Consider the following 1,991-nt stretch of genomic DNA (forward strand, 5'->3'; position numbering starts at 1 on the left):
CCGCGACCTCGGACCCGTCGGAGAAGCCGGCCCGCACCTCGCCGGCGCCCTCCACGACGTGCGCGCTGGTGAGCAGCAGCCGCTCCCCCGGGATCACGGAGGCGCTGCCGGCCCCGGCCCCACGGGGCGTGCGCACCGAGACCGCCGCGACCGACGGCAGCACGGCGTCGACGACACGCACTATCGACGCCGAGTAGGCGTCCAGGGCCTCGGAATCGTCCATGGGCCCATCACACACCTCGCGGCGGGCGCGACGGGAGGTGGATTCGCCACGGGCAGACAGGCCTGCTCCGTCGCGGCCGGTCACGTTTCCGGGCCGGTCCCGGTCAGGTGTGCGGGCCCGGTCCCGGGTCCACCCTGACCAAGGAGGCAGAAACACATGGAAGCCAGGATCGACTACTTCGGCAACCCCCTCGCCGGAAAGGTCCTGCGGCACCTCAACTCCGCGAACAAGCTCATCGTGGACTCGACGCTGCCCGCCGTCACCCAGGAGCTCGTGAAGATCCGGGCCAGCCAGATCAACGGCTGCGGGTTCTGCACCGACATGCACACCAAGGACGCTCTCGCCGCGGGCGAGACGCAGCTCCGCCTGAACCTGGTCGCCACCTGGCGCGAGGCGACGGTGTTCACCGAGCCGGAGCGGGCCGCCCTCGAGCTGGCCGAGGAGGGGACGCGGCTCGCGGACGCGTCGGGCGGGGTCTCGGACGAGACCTGGACCCTGGCGGCCAAGCACTTCGACGAGGACCAGCTCGCCGCGCTGATCTCCCTGATCGCGCTCATCAACGCGTACAACCGGATCAACGTCATCAACCGGCAGCCCGCCGGTGGCTACGTGCCCGGCCAGTTCTGACGCCGTCCGGCGCGCCCGCCCTCGGTACGGGGCGGGCGTGTCGCGCGGTGCACTTGACCGTGTCCCTGGGGCATGGTTTGAACTCTTGTCGGTCGGCGTTCCCGCCGGCGGACCGAGAGGAGCGAACCGTGGCCTGGAGCACCCGTCAGCTCGCGGAGATCGCGGGAACCACCATCAAGGCCGTCCGGCACTACCACGAGATCGGCCTGCTGGACGAGCCCGCCCGCCGATCCAACGGGTACAAGCAGTACGAGACGGCGCACCTGGTGCGGCTGCTGCAGATCAAGCGGCTGAGCGGCCTCGGCGTGCCGCTCGCGCGGATCGCCTCCATGGGCCGCGCCGACCAGGACCCTGACGAGGCGCTGCGCGCGCTCGACTCCGAGCTGGAGGCCACGATCACGCGGCTCCAGCGCGTGCGGGCCGAGCTCGCGGTGATCCTGCGGCACCGCGCCCCGGCGGACCTGCCCGCCGGGTTCAGCGCCGTCGCGGGCGAGCTTGCCGACGTCGACCGGTCGATGCTGATGATCTACGCCCAGGTGTTCGACGACGACGCCATGGACGCCCTGCGCACGATGATGCACGAGCAGCCGGCGACGGACACCGACGACGAGTTCCAGGCGCTGCCCGCCGACGCCGACCTCAGGACCAGGCAGGCGCTCGCCGAACGCATCGCGCCCCTGCTGCGCGACCAGCTCTCGGCGTATCCCGCGCTCGGCGAGGCCGAGTCGCACTCGCTGCACGGGCCCGGCCGGACGGAGAGCGCCATCGTCCCGGCGCTGCGCGAGCTGTACAACCCGGCCCAGCTCGAGGTGCTCTACCGCGCGCACCTGATCGTCACCGGAGAGACTGACGAACGGCTCGAAGCCGGCACCCCGAGAGCCGACCCCGACGGACGGACGAGACGATGACCGCACCGACCACGCCCGAGGCCCCGCTGATCGCCGAGGACCTCCTCCTGCTGCTGTTCGACCCCCGGTCGGGCACCATCGCCGGCGAGAACACGCTGTTCTACACGGTGGCCGGGGCGGTGCTCACCGAGCTCGCGCTGGACGGCAACGTCACCATCGACGGCAAGCCGGGCCTGACCGGCCCCAGGGTGAGCGCCGTGGCCGGCAGCCCGCCCGCCGACCCGCTGCTGCGC

General features: G+C 72.2%; 3 protein-coding genes and 1 pseudogene. 3 read left to right on the forward strand and 1 reads right to left on the reverse strand.

Features of this window, described 5'->3' with window-relative positions:
• Positions 1-223, reverse strand: a pseudogene (locus PROKR_RS36160) (peptidase S1); the annotation flags it as partial.
• 156 nt (positions 224-379) lie between these two features.
• Between PROKR_RS36160 and PROKR_RS25075 the strand changes: the two are divergent.
• The 3 genes from PROKR_RS25075 to PROKR_RS25085 form a co-directional block, all read left to right on the forward strand.
• Positions 380-850, forward strand: coding sequence for a carboxymuconolactone decarboxylase family protein (locus PROKR_RS25075; protein WP_036969038.1), 471 nt, complete (start codon positions 380-382; stop codon positions 848-850).
• Positions 851-978: 128 nt separating this feature from the next.
• A complete protein-coding gene (locus PROKR_RS25080; RefSeq protein WP_036969040.1) occupies positions 979-1,758 on the forward strand; it encodes a MerR family transcriptional regulator in 780 nt (259 codons plus the stop codon).
• Positions 1,755-1,991, forward strand: a 237-nt coding sequence (locus PROKR_RS25085; protein ID WP_036969042.1) for a GPP34 family phosphoprotein, incomplete at its 3' end; no start/stop codon positions are given. The genes PROKR_RS25080 and PROKR_RS25085, both read left to right, overlap by 4 nt.

Origin of the sequence: Promicromonospora kroppenstedtii DSM 19349, from assembly GCF_000515355.1 — a bacterium.
GTDB classification, from domain to species: Bacteria; Actinomycetota; Actinomycetes; order Actinomycetales; family Cellulomonadaceae; genus Promicromonospora; species Promicromonospora kroppenstedtii.

What these genes read in the sequence shown, in the direction of transcription:
- PROKR_RS25075 (WP_036969038.1), top strand. Translation starts at nt 380, where the DNA reads ATGGAAGCCAGGATCGACTACTTCGGCAACCCCCTCGCCGGAAAGGTC.